General features: G+C 29.7%; 12 protein-coding genes. 2 read left to right on the top strand and 10 right to left on the bottom strand.

What is annotated here, in order from left to right; all coding sequences use genetic code 11:
- Positions 1–4: 4 nt before the first annotated feature.
- Complete coding sequence (locus XO11_RS06585) at positions 5–802, top strand: ABC transporter permease subunit (RefSeq protein ID WP_075780630.1); 798 nt, start codon at positions 5–7, stop codon at positions 800–802.
- 55 nt (positions 803–857) lie between these two features.
- On the opposite strand, the gene XO11_RS06580 is transcribed toward XO11_RS06585, so the two are convergent.
- The 3 genes from XO11_RS06580 to ackA all read right to left on the bottom strand — a co-directional run bounded on the left by XO11_RS06580 (position 858) and on the right by ackA (position 5,573).
- Positions 858–3,545 (bottom strand): FtsX-like permease family protein, encoded by a 2,688-nt coding sequence (locus tag XO11_RS06580; protein WP_014296827.1) that lies wholly within the window; start codon positions 3,543–3,545, stop codon positions 858–860.
- 18 nt (positions 3,546–3,563) lie between these two features.
- Positions 3,564–4,247 (bottom strand): ABC transporter ATP-binding protein, encoded by a 684-nt coding sequence (locus XO11_RS06575; protein WP_014296826.1) that lies wholly within the window; start codon positions 4,245–4,247, stop codon positions 3,564–3,566.
- A gap of 105 nt (positions 4,248–4,352) precedes the next feature.
- Positions 4,353–5,573 (bottom strand): acetate kinase, encoded by a 1,221-nt coding sequence (gene ackA, locus XO11_RS06570; protein ID WP_014296825.1) that lies wholly within the window; start codon positions 5,571–5,573, stop codon positions 4,353–4,355.
- Between the two features lie 365 nt (positions 5,574–5,938).
- Between ackA and XO11_RS06565 the strand changes: the two genes are divergently transcribed.
- Positions 5,939–7,219 (top strand): Glu/Leu/Phe/Val dehydrogenase, encoded by a 1,281-nt coding sequence (locus XO11_RS06565; protein ID WP_014296824.1) that lies wholly within the window; start codon positions 5,939–5,941, stop codon positions 7,217–7,219.
- A 52-nt stretch (positions 7,220–7,271) separates the two neighbouring features.
- On the opposite strand, the gene XO11_RS06560 is transcribed toward XO11_RS06565, so the two are convergent.
- From XO11_RS06560 to XO11_RS06530, 7 genes are all read right to left on the bottom strand, one after another.
- Positions 7,272–8,426: an MFS transporter gene (locus tag XO11_RS06560; RefSeq protein WP_014296823.1), complete on the bottom strand. Its 1,155-nt coding sequence runs from the start codon at positions 8,424–8,426 to the stop codon at positions 7,272–7,274.
- Complete coding sequence (locus tag XO11_RS06555) at positions 8,427–10,097, bottom strand: phosphoenolpyruvate carboxykinase (ATP) (RefSeq protein ID WP_175418394.1); 1,671 nt, start codon at positions 10,095–10,097, stop codon at positions 8,427–8,429. It lies immediately after the preceding gene.
- A 57-nt stretch (positions 10,098–10,154) separates the two neighbouring features.
- Positions 10,155–11,378, bottom strand: a complete 1,224-nt coding sequence (locus tag XO11_RS06550) for a hypothetical protein (RefSeq protein ID WP_014296821.1) — start codon at positions 11,376–11,378, stop codon at positions 10,155–10,157.
- Between the two features lie 12 nt (positions 11,379–11,390).
- Positions 11,391–12,296, bottom strand: a complete 906-nt coding sequence (locus XO11_RS06545; RefSeq protein ID WP_014296820.1) for a glycosyltransferase family 4 protein — start codon at positions 12,294–12,296, stop codon at positions 11,391–11,393.
- 11 nt (positions 12,297–12,307) lie between these two features.
- Complete coding sequence (locus tag XO11_RS06540) at positions 12,308–14,152, bottom strand: nucleoside-diphosphate sugar epimerase/dehydratase (RefSeq protein WP_175418393.1); 1,845 nt, start codon at positions 14,150–14,152, stop codon at positions 12,308–12,310.
- A gap of 196 nt (positions 14,153–14,348) precedes the next feature.
- On the bottom strand, positions 14,349–15,611 hold the full coding sequence (locus XO11_RS06535) for a DegT/DnrJ/EryC1/StrS aminotransferase family protein (RefSeq protein ID WP_075780626.1): 1,263 nt from the start codon (positions 15,609–15,611) through the stop codon (positions 14,349–14,351).
- Positions 15,612–15,656: 45 nt separating this feature from the next.
- Entirely contained in the window at positions 15,657–16,349 is a 693-nt protein-coding gene (locus tag XO11_RS06530; RefSeq protein ID WP_014296817.1) for a hypothetical protein, read from the bottom strand.
- Positions 16,350–16,376 lie beyond the last annotated feature (27 nt).

The raw sequence follows: 16,376 nt of genomic DNA, 5'->3' as shown, positions 1-16,376 counted from the left end.
GAATATGATTATAAAAAAGGAAATACACTCTAACCTTAAAAGTTTAATAATATGGGCTATTGTATTAATTTCATTTGCGTGGATGATAGCACCTTTTATAGATTATGTATTAAATGATTCTCAGAGTTTAAAGGAATTTATAAATATGATGCCAAAATTTATGTTAAAAGCATTTACGGATAATATAGATTCTTTATTTACACCACAGGGATTTTTTAATGTAAAAATTATGATGATGGCAGAGATATTTACCGCAATATTTTCAATAATGACGGCCGCTTCAATATTTGCACATGAATTTGAAAAAAAGACTATTGAATATATATTAATAAAACCTATAAATAGAAAACAGTTGTATCAGAAAAAAGTTTATGCGCTATTCTTGATTTATCTGATTTTTGCCATGATTTTCTGGATAAGTATATTAATTCTCTTTAAAATTTATGTTCATTATCCATATGATGTTAAAATCCTTTCTTCTTTTGCATTATATCTCTTTGTAACAGAGGTTTTCTTTGGTTCTATTACAGCAATGCTTTCTGTAATATATCAGAGGAATTTTATGCCTATTTCAATTACCATGGGAATATTTGTATTTATGCTTATAGGCGATATGCTTGGAAATGTAATGGAATCAATTAATTGGATACGATACTTTAGCGTCTTTAAATATATCTCTTCTAATTCTACAGTGGCAACAGGAAAAATTTATTTATTCAATTCGCTAATTATAATAATAATTAGTATTGGCTTAATATTCACAGGGCAGTATATTTTTGAAAAAAAAGACATATCCATTTAAATGTTATTATAATAATAAAAAGTGGAAGGATGAATCCTTCCACTTTTTAATTAATTTATTCAATAGCTCTCATGGCTTCATTTGGAGATAGTTTCGATGCTGCCTTTGAAGGAGAATATACTGCTATTATTGAAATTAAATAGAATATCAGCGTTGTATAAAGTAATTTTGAATATGGCACAGCAAATGCAATTCCTGTATTTTCATAAAGTTTTAAGTATATAAGATAACTTGCAAATGTTCCTGAAAATATTCCAATTAAAAGCCCTAACATTATAGTTACTGTAGCTTCCACAAAAAAGGTCATAAATATCATATTTCTGGTAAATCCTATAGCTTTTAGCATACCTATAATCCTTTTTCTTTCATTTACCGCTTTCATCATGGTTATTGAAACACCAATAATTCCAACCATTAACCCAAAATACAAAAATGAATTAAATATATCTACCATACCCTGAGTTGCCTTTAATCCAAGATTCATTATATCATCAACAAATATATAAAATTGATTTTTCTTTTTTAAATATTGTTCCACAGAATCTTTATATGATGGATTGTCTAAAGAAAAGAAAAATCCATGTACAGCAGATTTTTTGAACTTTTCAAGATATGGATTTTTAATACTCAATATTGGTCCCATAGCCAATGATTCACTTATTTTAGAGGTAATTCCAATAACCTTATATGTTATTGTTGCACTTGATGTCTTTCCAAAACCAAATGTTGCACTTGTTATATGGCCGGTAAATTCTTTACCCAATTCAAAATCATAACCGCTTTTCGGATCAATTAATCTCTCAGGTAAAATTGCATAATCTGGATTATTATAAACTAAATTCCAGACCTCTTCATTTGATAATCCCTTAAATTCATCTATTGTTTCTTTTATTTTAAGTTTATTATTTAGAAAAAATTCCTTTGAACCAAATACAAGTGCATATTCCTGTTTTGAATTATTTAATGCGCGTATGAAGTAAAATTCACCTACATTTTTAACTCCAGGAAGTTCCTGTAAATCCTCTTTTGTTAATTTATTTATAACTATTGCTGTTGGCATTTCAACAACAACTCCATCAAAACCTGCAAATAATGCATCACGAGAGTTTCTAAGATTTTCAGAATGAATATAAGGAATTATTGTTAAAATTGTTATTATAAATATAACCATACTATATAATGCAATAATTGCACCTGTTCTTTTTGAATTTCTCATTGGATAGGAAAATGATATCTTTAATATTGGAACAAACTTACCCTTTAATTTTATAATGTTTAAAAGGAACTTTTCTATAAGCTTTAAATTAAAAGTGATAAACAATATTGAAGCTACAAGAATTGAAAATATCTTTATACCCAATGAAAGAAAATTTTCTATCTTTAAATAGAGAGCAAATATAAATAAAAGTAAAGCAAATATATTTCCTATTATACGTCTATATTTAAATATACCCTTTTCTTTTTTATTTTCTGGAATATCTTTAATCGCATTTACTATATTCAATCTTCCAACAGAATATGAATACAAATATGTTATTGTTAATGGGATTATTACACCCACAATAACACCAATGAATATAGAATACATCGAAATATAATAAGCATCTAATAATGGAACTTCACCTATTATATTCTCAAAATTAGAAAGCGATTTAAAAAGTGATGTAACCTTTGAAAAGGTAAATTCCGAAATAACTATTCCTGTAAAAATACCAAATGGAATTGACAAAAGCGTATAAAATAAACTTTCATAAAAAATTATTAAACGTATTTCCTTTCTTTTAAATCCAATTGCTCTTAACATTCCAAGTTCTTTCTTTCTCTCTGCAACAAGCATTGAATACATATTAATTATTAATATACCACCTGAAACAATAGCAAATAAACTTAAAGCAAGGAAAATATATGAAACTCCTCCTTGATCCACCGCTCTTATCTGGTTATCTTTTACAGGAATAAAATCAGCCTTTATATTCATTTCATTATATATTTTTTCTACTTGATTTGTTAATTTATTCCCCTGAATATAATCTCCTTTATTTGAAATAAGTATCTGGTGATACTTTCCTTCAGGTATCCCGGTAAAGGAACGTATAGTTTTAAGAGGAATAAAAATAGTACCTGCTCCATTATTTGCTTCAAGTCCTCTATAATTTAAAACTCCTCTGGAATCTATAATCTCAACAACTTTAAAAATTTTAGGAAACAGCAAATTAGCAGCTGTTGATCCGGTAATTATTTCTATTTCATCACCAACATTCACCTTCAGCTTTTGAGCAAGTTTTTTTGTTAGCACTGCATTATAACCCTTTAAATCTAATAATGACTCCGGAACATTTATTTTATCTGTTCCAAAATTTTTTAATAAGTTATAATCCATACCTATAACACTTGCCTGATATATATCTGACACCTTTAATCTACGAATAGACCCCTTTTTAGCAACAGAATACAATTTAAAAACTATGGGAATATTACCATCAATTAAATTTTTTTCTTCCAGCTCTAAAAGAAATGGCTTTATTTCAGAATACTCCATTGTACCTTTTGATACCAACACCTCATCTATTTCTCCAAAATATAATTCCACACTTTTATAAATATAATTTTTAAATGAATCATTAATTCCCAAAGACCCAATAATAAAAGCCATACCTATCATAGAACCTAAAATCATTAAAAAGGCCTCTTTTTTTACCCTAAAAATATTTCTAAATGAAATCTTTAGAATATGCTTCTTCATATATAAACACCACCTGTTTTAATCATTAGATGATTTTAATCTTAAAATTCCACTATCCATTTCAAATGTTTTCTGTGTATATTCTGTAATTCTTGGATCATGCGTAACAATAACAAAAGTTTGATTGTTTTTTTCATTTAATTCCTGTATTAAATTCATTATATTCATTCCTGTTTTAGTATCAAGAGCTCCTGTTGGTTCATCTGCCCAGACTATTTTGGGTTTTGTAACAAGAGCTCTTGCAATTGCAACCCTTTGGGCCTCGCCGCCACTAAGCATATTTGGAAAATTCTTCATTCTATCCTTTAATCCAACCTCTATAAGCATTTCTTCTGCAGCTTCTCTTGCGTCTTTTTCACTATATCCCTGAATTAATAAAGGAAGCTCTACATTCTCAACAGCATTTAATACCGGTATTAAATTAAAAAACTGGAAAATAAAACCCATATATTTTGCCCTAAATTCTGTTAATCTATCATCGCTTAAAGTTGTTATATCAACTCCATCTATAATCACCTTACCTGATGTAGGCGAATCAATGCCAGATAAACAATTTAAGAGTGTAGATTTTCCAGAACCTGATGGACCTAAAATAGAAACCATTTCGCCCTCAGCAATTTCTAAATTAACTCCTTTAAGCGCGTGAACTTCTATACCCTCATTTTTATATACCTTTGTAAGATTTTCAGTTTTTATTAGCATATCTATCACCTCATAAGAATCTTTTATAATTTATAATTAAATTATAAAACTTTTTCAAAAAAATAACAAGAGGGATCTCTCCCTCTTGTTAATAAAGAAAATTCGTTATAATTTTAATTCATCTAATCCTTTTTCAATAATTTCTTTTGTATCTCTTGCAATCATTAATTCTTCATTTGTTGGAACAACCATAGCAACAACCTTTGAATCTGGAGTTGAAATAATCTTTTCTTCTCCTCTTATATTATTAGCTTCCTTATCTATAGTAATTCCAAGATAACCAAGATAATTCTCGATAATTTCTTCTCTCATAATAGGTGAATTTTCACCTACACCAGCTGTAAATACAATTGCGTCTACTCCATTCATTGCTGCAGCATATGCACCAATATACTTTGCAATTCTATATTCATAAACATCAAAAGCCAATCTACATACAGGATCTCCTTCAATTGCATTATCTTCAATATCTCTCATATCACTGCTAAATCCTTTTGTTAATCCTAAAACACCGCTCTTCTTATTTAAGATATTAACAACTTCTTTGGCACTTAAACCTTCTTCTTTTTCTAAAAATTCAACAATAGCTGGATCGATATCTCCACTTCTTGTTCCCATAACAAGACCTTCTAACGGAGTGAAACCCATTGATGTATCTACAGAAACACCCTTATTTACAGCTGCAACTGAAGCACCATTTCCAACGTGTACAGTTATAATCTTCAATTCATTATATGGCTTTCCAAGAATTTCTGCAGCTCTTTTGGATACATATCTATGACTTGTTCCATGGAAACCATATCTTCTAATTTTATATTTTTCATAATATTCATAAGGAATAGCGTATAAATAAGCTTTTGCTGGCATTTTTTGATGGAATGCTGTATCAAATACTCCTACCTGTGGAACTCCTGGTAATAATTTCATTGCAGATTTTATACCCATAATATTTGCTGGATTGTGTAAAGGAGCTAAGAAAGATAAAGCTTCTATAGTCTTTAAAACTTCATCTGTTATTTTTACTGAAGATGCAAATCTTTCTCCACCGTGAACTACCCTATGACCAACAGCATCTATTTCTTTTAAATCCTTTAAAACACCGTATTTTTCAGAAGTTAATAATTCTAAAACTCTTTTTAATCCAACTTCATGATCTGGAATTTCTTCTTCCAAAATGTGCTTTTCTCCATTGATCCTATGAACGATTCTTGACCCGTTTATACCTATTCTTTCTACTAAACCTTTTGATAATACTTCTTCTGTGTTCATGTCAAGAAGCTGATACTTAATAGATGAACTACCTGAGTTTATAACCAATACTTTCATTCTGGAATCCTCCTTTGTGGAATGGTATATTATGATTTCTTAATATACATAAAGATTATATCAAAAAAAACTATAAAAATAAAGATATGTAATGTATCATAATATAACGTTCTCCCTAATAATATATATTTATCAATGAATAAACTCTCAATTTTAACATATATATTAAAATACTAAGAATAAATACTGAGAAAAAAATTTCGTGAAAATTTTTTCATATTATATAATCAAACGAGATTTTTATATGTAATTAATAATAAATAGTAATATACGACTGGAAGTTAGTCTTATGGAGGTTGTTTTATTTGAGAAAAAAATTTAAAATTAAGGTGTAAGTTATTTTATCTTCCGAGGAGGGTGCAGGCATGAGCTTATTTGATAATGCATTGAAACAATTTGATAAAGCATGTAAAGTAATGGATTTAGACCCAGATTTACAGGCAGTACTTTCAAAACCAAAAAGGGAATTAACAGTTAACTTCCCGGTTAAAATGGACGACGGTTCAATAAGAGTATTTACAGGACACAGGGTACAGCACAACATCGCAAGAGGACCTGCTAAAGGTGGAATTAGATATCACCAGGATGTAACTCTTGATGAAGTTAGAGCTTTAGCATTCTGGATGACATGGAAAGCTGCAGTTGTTGATATTCCTTACGGTGGAGGTAAAGGTGGAGTTACAGTAAATCCTAAGGAATTATCAGACGGTGAATTAGAAAGATTATCAAGAAGATTCTTCTCAGAAATTCAGGTTATAATTGGAGAAGACAGAGATATTCCAGCTCCAGACGTAAACACAAATCCACAAATAATGGCTTGGTACATGGACACATACTCAATGAATGTTGGCCATTCAGTTCTTGGTATTGTTACAGGAAAACCACTTGATATTGGTGGTTCAATGGGTAGAACTGAAGCAACAGGTAGAGGTGTTAGAGTATGTGTTGAAGAAGCTGTAGAATACATGAGAGAAAAAGGAAAAATCAACAAGAAAAATGATCAATTAACAGTTGCTATTCACGGTTTTGGTAACGTTGGTTCATACGCTGCATTATTAACAGCTGAAGAATTAGGAATGAAAGTTGTTGCATTTAGTGACTCTTCAACAGGTGTTTACAAAGAAGATGGATTCACACCTGCAGAAATAAAAGATATTATGGATTACATCTCAGCAAGAAAAGCAAGATTAGATGATTACGAAGGAGAAGTAAACTTCAAAAAGATATCAAATGACGAATTATTAACTTTAGATGTTGATATTTTAATCCCAGCTGCAATTGAAAATGTAATCACAGAAAAGAATGCAAAAGATGTAAAAGCAAAATTAATCGTTGAAGGTGCTAACGGACCTATCACACCAGAAGCAGATGAAATATTAAACGAAAAAGGCGTATTAATTGTTCCTGACTTCCTTGCAAACTCAGGAGGAGTTACAGTATCATACTTTGAATGGGTACAGGGATTACAACACTACTTCTGGGAATTAGAAGATGTTAGAGAAGCATTACACAAAAAGATGAAAAATGCATTCTGGTCAACAATTAGAACAATGGAAAAATACAATACAGATATGAGATCAGCTGCATATGTAATTGCTATTGAAAGAGTAGCTACAGCTACAAAATTAAGAGGAATTTATCCATGATCATAAATTAAATATAATAAAAAGGCTCTTCAAATTGAAGAGCCTTTTTTAATTACTTACTATCCGGTTGGGGACGAATTAAGATAATTGTTATTAATATTCCCAGAATTCCAAATATCCATAAGCTATTTAAAACAAAAGGGACATTATTACCAAAAAAGAAGGTATATACTGTAATTAATACATTTCCAACAGCTCTTGTAAACCCCATTAATGCACCAGAAGCAAAACTCTTGTTTTCTGGCAACAACTGTTGCGCATAATGCACATTAACAGACATTGTTAAAAACATAAAAGCATCTGCCAATATATAAGATATTGATAAAACCCATATATTTGTAGATGTTGAAAATAAAAATACCAGTATTGAAAACGCTGAAAAATATAATAAATTAACAAATCTTACATTGGTTTTTTCTTCTAATTTTGCTCCTAATAAATTGGAAAATGTTCCTGCAAGAAATCCAAGAGTTACAAGCAATCCTCCAACAGTTAAATCATAACCGAGCATTCTTGACTTTATAGGTACATATGACCTGAACATTATACTGATAAATGCCCTATGCACTGTTAATAACCATATTGGATAAATATATTTAAAACCTTTAAAACTCTCAAAAAATCGTGTTTTTTTATTTTTAGGCTTTAAATGATGATGAGATTTAAAATAATTATAAGCAAAATAAAAGAGTATTGTGTATAAAATAATCCCTATTAATCCTATATACAATAAATTTTTTAAATTATAATGAGTAACAAAATATGTTATAAACACAGGTCCAAGCGCATAGCCAAATGTTCCACCAACCATAAATATTGCAAGCGTAGTACTTTTCCCTTTACCAATTGTTCCACTTATACCTGCTCCTAAAGGTTCCTGTGCTGCACTTCCCATATACCCAAGGAAAAATATTAAAAATAATAGCCATATTGATTTGACATATCCCAAAAAGAAGATAGGTGTCATGGTTACTATAACCGATATATACAATAATATCAACTTTCTTTCAGATTTATCAGAAATATATCCAAAAAATATCTGGCTAAAAGAAGATGATAGCGTCAAAATTGACGCCATCATCACAAATATTTTTGGTTCATTTATATTAAAATACTCCATAAAAAATGGAATTAATGGTTTAAAATAGGACTTAAAAAAACTTACAAAAAAATTAGTAAACGTAATAAATATTGCTAACGGTTCCATTTATCCCTCCAATATATCCTTTTTATTTCTTCTGCATTGATTTATAATATCTTCAATTGATTCCTTACATTCTGAAGGTAATTTATCCCTTCCACCTTTTTCTGTTTCCCTTGAATTAATAAAATCTATTCTTCTCTGCATTGAAGCTATAAAGTTTTCCACATATTCCTTATCTGTCATATCAGGGGTATACCCTTCAATTTCCATTATCTCTATTCCATTTGCCCATTCCTTGAATTCAGCCTTTCCATCAACAATATTTTCAATAATGGATAGGGTTACTTCCTTGGTTATCTTTTTATCAAGGAAATGTCCTGTATTGAGAATATAGCAATCTACTCCCTTTTCAAATAATTTTTTAAAGCTATAATAATCGTCGGATAATGGATATGTTCTAAATGGATTTGCATATGGTTCAAATACCAATGCATCTGGATCTACACCTTCAGCTAATTTCTCCGCAGATGTTCTCTTTGTTGCAAGAGTTGCTCCAAGCGTTGATGCAAGAACAGGATCTGTTACTTTCAAAATAGGTGGTAATACAGGATCCTTCATTAACCAGAAAATAGCATTTATAGGATCATCTATCTTATATACTCTATTGGGTGACCATAATTTTGATTTTAAAGCTCTTCCATTGCCATTTCTAATATCTTCCATAACAGGAATTACTCTACCCTGATTATCTATAGTTGCACCACAGTTCTGTATAGTTAAAAGATATTTATTATCTTCAGAACTTACAGGATAATCCGCTGTTTTATCAAAATATGAAGGTTCAAGTGATATCGATGATCCATCAGCCATTGAAATTACAAAAGCATCATCGTGTAATATTGTTATATCATATTTTCCATTGTGCTTTGCATGAGTTAATGTTGATTTTCCCGAACCTGAGAGTCCAAAAAATGCTGCAACATAACTTTCATTATCCTTTAAAGTATATTTTTTCAATCCGCCATGACAGGAAGCGTAACCATTTCTATTTGCAATGCCCCAACCCAATGTTAAAGTTCCTTTCTTAAATTCACCAAAGTATCTCATACCAAGTATTGCTGCACAATTATGTTCAGGATCAAAGAAGGATAATCCAAGAGGAAAATCTGGATGTTTCCAATCTGGATCTGAAAAGATATATACATCTCCTTCATTTAAAACAACGGAATTTTCATATATTTTTATGAATTCTACTGTAAATGGTTGGAAGTTTAATAACCAATTATATAATATATTTTCATGCCCTTCAGGAATTAAAAGATGATTTTTTATAATAAAATCTTCATGTAAACCTGTAAATGAAATTGCATGATACATTTTTCTAAATCTTGTATTATATACAGCCTCTCTAATTATTTCTGCATATTTTTCAACATCAACATCTGGCTCTCCAACAATTCTTCTACCAGCTGCATATCTACCTGTTACAGCTCCATCATTAAAAATTAAAATCTTGGCGCCTTCATCAAGAGCCAATAACTCAGGTTTATAAACATTTAAATCTGTTATAATTGTCCCGGGAGAATTTTTAGCAAGCTTATATGCTTCTTTTGGCGAATCTACCTTTACCACGTTGTTTCTAAAAAAAGCTGTTTCAATAGTTGTTCTGATCCTTGAAAATACTGGATTTTGTGGGTTAATTTCTTCTGGTGAAAAATAGTTTTTAGTTGCCACTTTCTAATTACCCCCTGTTTAAAATTTATTATTCAAATAAAATAAACCCTTACGGGTTTATTTTATTTGTTTTAGATTTCTTCCAAGATTTTTTAATACATCCTTATACCATTTTTTATACTCCATTATTTTGCCTTCTTCTGAATTTTTTAAATAATTATCCAGAATCTCTTCAACCGAAATATGCTTAAAATCATCTTTAAGCCTATCCTTCAATTCAACAATTGCCTCTATTCCATATATCAATATTAAACTCTTTAAGAGTTTTTCTTCTTTTTCTATTGGATTATTTACTTCTATTTTATTATTAAATATAGAATAACTTCTTTTTATTTCAGAATAAATTTCATCTATCTTTTCATCTCTATTTAATTTAGAATAATCAGCATTTCTCAATTGACTTTTTGTCTCTTCTGCTTCAAGTAAACTCTTTATTTCTTCTTCGATTTCTTCAATTATCTCCCATAAATTCTCATTCTCATCATCTTCATTGTCTATAAATATTTCAATATCAACATCATCATCTTCTTCATCTTCAACCTTTACCTTATCCTTTTTCATCTCAGCAATAAAATTAGAAAAAGCTCTTAGAGATTCATATGGCTCATTAAGCCCTATATAATCCTGAATATTTTTTATATTATAAAGCTGGAATGAATTATCTTCAATATTTTTTAACTCATTATATCCAATAACTTTAATTCTTTCAGAAATCTGTTTAAGAAAATTCTCCTGATTTATTATTTCAGGCAAAACATTTGTTCTAAATTTATTAAATTCATATATTAACGCTTTATAAAATCTCTTTATTTCTGTCATCGTTGCTTTTACTGAAATATCAAAAATACTTTGATAATCATATCTTGAAAAAATAAAGTGATGTTCATAATACTTTCCAACTTTATTTAAATATATTGCTGAAAAATCTATACTCTCATTTAATATATATATTAATAGTTCATGATTTATCACACTTTCAGTAAGCGTTAATGAATCTGTTGATACAAAAGATATCATATTTTTCATTTTATTTTTAAAGAATTTATTTAATCTGAACATTGTAAGAATCATGGGGATATACTCAATTTCAACATCAATGGTATCAGGAATTTCCACACTAAACTCCATGGGATTCCAATAATAATCCCCTGTTTTTGCATTTATTGAAAATATATACCTTTCTTCTACATCTTCATCTATTGAATCTGAAAACCAGAATTTTTTCATAATCCCCGGTTTTAATTCAAAATATGAACCGTCGATTCCATATAAAACAGCCATATTTTACCTCCATTAATCGTAGGAATATAACTTAAAGTATATTCCCAAAAATAGGTACTCCAAAAAGGCTAAACTTACGCCTAAATATGGATAGTCCCAGCTGATGATACCAATTATACCAAATAAAAATGAAAAAACATAGGTTATTATTGCTGTTGTTTTAACAGATATTTTATATCTCTTTTTTATTTTATCATATATATGATCCCTATCCCCGGAAAATGGAGAACGGTGATTGAGAATTCTCCTTAAAAAACTGAAAAACAAATCGGTATAAAACAATGCTGAAACAATCACAGAAATTGCAAATCCGCCAAATCCATGATTATTGGTCATAATTACCATCAAATAAAATATGGTATATGCAAGAAAATACGAACCTGCATCACCAAGAAATATCTTAGCTGGATAAAAATTAAAGATTAAAAATCCTGCTATTGCCGCAACTATAAATATATAATCGTATTGTTTGGAAATAATGCTTAAAAACAAAATAACAAATAATGTATTTCCTCCACATATTCCATCCATTCCATCAATCATATTAACTGCATTAATCAAGGCTACACCAAGTATTATAAGCAAGAAGAAATAAATAATGCCTATAGTAGAATAAAAGGGAATAAGTGTTGCGATAATTATTACAAATTCTACTAATAAACGAATTTTTGGGGATACATCTTTTATATCGTCTATTAATCCAAGAAACATCAGAAGAGAACTGAAAAATACAAATTTTAAATCATGTATAAAAAATATGCTGGAAAGATATATTGCCAATCCTCCAAGATATGGTGTTGCTTTCTCATGAATCTTCAAAGTTTCATCTGGTTTATCCACTATCCCCATGTTCTTTGCAACTGGAATCATTATATATGTAATTATAATTGATAAGAAAAAAACTCCTAAATAATGCATCTAAACACCCCTTAATATGCAACATCTATTATAACCTTTGCAGTTGCCTCTGGAATATATTCTTTTATTATACTATTCATAAGTTTAAAATCATTAGCTTTAAAGGTTCTTTCTATTTTTAAAATCAAATTATCTAATTCTTTCTCATTTAAAATCTTATTCTCTTTTAAAATATATATTCTATCATTTGGCGTTTTTAAAAACTCTTCAGAATCCAGAAATAATTCCTCATATAATTTTTCACCATTCCTTATTCCTGTATAGACAATTTTAATATCCTGATCTGGAATATACCCGGATAATCTTATCATCTCTCGTGCAAGATAATCTATGGATATAGGTTTTCCCATATCAAACACAAATACTTCTCCCTTATTTGCAAAAGCTCCTGCTTGCAATACCAATGCTACAGCTTCAGGTATAGTCATAAAATATCTTTTCATATCTGGATGTGTAACTGTCACAGGACCACCATTTTTTATTTGTTCTTTAAAAATCGGCACAACGCTGCCTCTACTTCCCAGAACATTTCCAAATCTAACAATTCCAAAATGTGTCTTTGACCTTCTGGAAATAGACCTGATTATTATTTCTCCAAGTCGTTTGGAACTTCCCATAATAGATGTTGGATTTATTGCCTTATCAGTTGAAATAAAAACAAAATGTGAAACATCATATTTATCTGACAACCTGGCGAGTATATAAGTCCCATATGAATTAACCCTAAAAGCCTCAGAAGGGTTCTTTTCCATTAAGGGAACATGCTTATGTGCGGCAGCATGAAAAACAACATCTGGCGAAAATCTTTTAAATACCTCTTCCATTCTATCTTCATTGGTTACATCGCTGATAATTTCAACAACTTTTAAATTAGGGAACTTTTCTTTTAATTCCCTGTTTATTTTAAATATGCTATTTTCACCACGACCTAAAATCAATAATTTCTCAGGATTTAACGCTGCAACCTGACGACAAATTTCAGAACCAATACTACCGCCAGCACCTGTAACCAAAACAGTTTTATTGGTTATATAAAAACCTATTTCATCAAAATTAACCTTTATTTCCTTTCTACCAAGCAAATCCTCTATATTAACATCCCTTAAAAATCCCAACGATACTTTATTATTTAATATCTCAAACAAACCTGGTAATGTTTTTAATCTAACTCGTTTTGTATCAATATTACTAATAATCCTCTTTAATTCCTCTGATGTTGCGGAAGGAATAGCAATTATAACCTCATTTATTTTTAGCTTTTCAACATAATCCATTACTTTATTTGTTTTCCCTAAAACAGGAATCCCTCTTATTAATCTTCCAATCTTAATTTCATCATCATCCAAAAATCCTTTAACAACACCATTTTCTGGATTTCTTAAAAACTCATCCAGCAATTCAACCCCGGCTTCACCAGCACCAATAATAAGAATATTCTTTCTATTATCAGGATAATGATTTTCTATATGTTTATTCTTTGAAAACCACCATGTCCTGCTCCCAATAACCAGAATACTTCCTAAAAGGGCAGTTATAAACCCTACTGTAAGAGGCAATGAAAAAGATTTAAAAAATAGTCTTCTAATTGCCTCAACAACAAGAAAATTTAAAAGATATCCCGTAAATGCTGAATATACAATAGGCTTTATTTCCTTTAAAGTAGCAAATCTCCATATCTGGTCATATATTTTATTCACATACATAACCAGAATCATTATTGCCGGAAACAAAAATATCGGCAATATATACTTTTCCATTTCAACATAGTCAGTTTGAAATCTGAAAAATAGGGCTATTATATAACTTACAAAAAATATAATATAATCAAGAACCATCAAAAGTGCTTTTCTTTTCATACTCTCCACCTTTTTAATTTTTTATTTTCTGAAATTACAAACTATTTCAATTATTATACATCAGGTTTTCCAATAACCATACATAATTATTGGAAAATTAGTTAAGAAAACATTCATAAAAAAGTTCATTCAAGCAGGTGAAAATTCTCAAAGAGAAACAATCAACAACACAAAAAATTTTCAAAATGTATAAATCTCAATAATTATTAAGTATATTTCTAAAATTCTCCACAACATATTGCTGCTTTTCAAAATCAAGCTCAGTATAAAAAGGAATAGCTATCGTCAACGATGAAATTAATTCAGTTACAGGATAATCACCATATTCATAACCATATAAATCCCTATAAAACTTCTGTAAATGCACAGGAGAAAAATAGTTTTTTGCCTGAATTCCAACTGCATTTAATTGTTTTATTATATCATAAGTAATTTCCCTTATTTCCAAAATCTTGCTCTTCCATAATTCCCTTTCATTATCTGGAATATACAAAGGTAAATCAAAACTTTTCATATATTCTGGAATATCAATAAAATTTGAAATCCAATCCAGGGAAAGACGAACCACAAATACAAACCAGCTTGGCTTTGTTGTATATTCCTCAACATGAGGTAATATTACTCTATCCTCTTCCTTAAATAATTCATAATAATTCTTTGCTACATTTTCCCTTTTTTCCAGTATTTCATCAAGTCTCTTCATTTGAACATATCCCAGAGCTGCTGATAATTCATCCATTCTATAATTATACCCCAATCTAACATGTTCCAGCCATTCATATGAATCACCGCGACCCTGATTTGCCATAGACCTTGAAAGCTTCGCTATCTCTTCATTATTGGTAATAATCATACCACCTTCACCGGTAGTAATCTGCTTATTAGGATAAAAAGCAAACGTCCCCGCTTCACCAAGTGTTCCAACCATTCTATCCTTGTATTTTGCTCCAATAGCTTCACAAGAATCTTCAACAACCTTCCAATTATATTTTTTATTCAACTCAAAAAATCTATCCCAATCGAGAGGTTGACCAAAAATATCAACCCCCATAAAAAAAGTTATATCCTTTAAACCTTTAATCCTTTTCCATAATGGATGATCTATATCATTAAGGGTTAATTCTATCTTTTCAATATCAATATTATAATTTTCTGGATCAATATCAATAAACACAGGATGTGCTCTTTCAAACATGGCAACATTTGATGAAGCTATAAATGTAAACGGCGTAACTATCATTCCTTCATTTTCCTTTATTCCCAATGACCTTAAAATCAAATGTAAAGCAGATGTTCCGCTGTTTACAGCAACGGCATAATCAACATTAAAATACTCTTTCATCTTTTCCTCAAATTTATTTAAAAATGACCCCAAAGCCAATCTTTTTCTTCTAAAAACATTTAATAATATCTTTTTTTCTTCTTCTGTTAAACTTGCATCAGAAAGTGGAACATTCATAAACAATACCCCCTCATACTAAAAGAAGCTCGCATGAATGCGAGCTTATTTATTTCCAAATAGATTTATTTCTGTATTCAGTCCAAAAACTACTCTGAAATTTTCCAGAATATTTGGAGGAATTGATGGATTTACCACAGCCAATCCACCAAAAACATTTACCTTATTAAACAACCAGAACTTTTTAAATGACTGAATTCCATAAATATAACCAGCTATACCATATTCAGTTCCATTGCTTTTAAATCCTGTTGTTACTTCAATATTTAAAAACTTATCCGTCTTTTCGTCGCTACTTATTAAATAATTTAACCCTCCGAAAATATTGAAATATGAATCGATAATAGTTTTCGGCTCCTGTGTTGTTTCATTAAATTCTGTTTCCATTTTTTGTGTATAGTCTGTCCCCACAGATAGTTTTAACGAATCGCTTATATAAGAAATATTTCCTATTATGTGGGCACTTTCCACACCTTCAAAACCAAAAGAAACAGAACCTGCCAGAGGAAGATCTCCCATCTTATTACTTCCAACTTTAATATAGGCTCCTCCATTGCTTGTTGAAACACCAACTTCCATAATTCCAAATAACCCATATCTAATAGCTGCAACTCCGGGAGTGATTGTATCAATTTTCAAAATCCCTTCATCTAATACTTCTCCTGAAGGCAATAATGTTTCAAAACCAAAAAACATCACATTTACAAATAAAATTAGCGTTAAAAGAAGCTTTTTCATAAAATCACTTCCCTGCATTTATTAATT

The sequence above is a fragment of the Marinitoga sp. 1138 genome (assembly GCF_013363265.1).
GTDB lineage: Bacteria > Thermotogota > Thermotogae > Petrotogales > Petrotogaceae > Marinitoga > Marinitoga piezophila.
This window is presented reverse-complemented; position numbering and strand designations above follow the sequence as displayed.